Below are 591 nucleotides of genomic sequence, written 5' to 3' on the forward strand. Positions count from 1 at the left end.
CGTCTGGCCGGCGGCAACGGCGCCGCCCTGGTTGTCGAGCGCGCCGCCCAGGCTGAGATCGAGATCGCGGCCGGCCTGCACGCGGCCGGCAGCGTTGTTCAACGTCGATGCCTCCAGCGACAGGTCGGCGGCGCTGGTCAGTGCACCGCCACCACTGTTGTCGACGCTGGCCAGCTTCAGCAGCGCATCGCCCTGGGCCAGCAGCACGCCGCCACGGTTGTCGAGGAAGCCGCCATCGATGCGCAGGCCGCCGCCAGCGAGGATGCCGCCATTGCTGGCCGATGCAGTATTGGTCAGGGCGTTGGCGCCGACATCCACGGTCAGCTGGGTCTGCGACTGCAGGCGGCCGCCGCTGTTGTCCAGCGCACCGCTGCGGATCTGCAGCGCGCCGGTCTGGCTGCCGATGGTGCCGCTCTGGTTGCCCAGCGCGTAGCCGCGCGTGTCGATGTCGACCGCGCCGCCGATGATCTTGCCCAGCTGGTTGGACAGGCCCGAGGCACGCAGCTGCATCGCATCGGTGGACTGGATGACGCCGCCGGCGTTGTCCAGCGCGCTGGTGGTGTCCAGCTGCAACGTGGTGCCTGCGAAGAC

At 70.4% G+C, this 591-nt stretch carries 1 protein-coding gene; it reads right to left on the reverse strand.

Going from position 1 to position 591, the window contains the following annotated elements:
- On the reverse strand, window positions 1–591 hold a 591-nt coding region (locus ACXJKJ_RS31305; RefSeq protein WP_457395523.1), incomplete at both ends, for a hypothetical protein.

Source organism: Roseateles sp. P5_E1, from assembly GCF_054049335.1.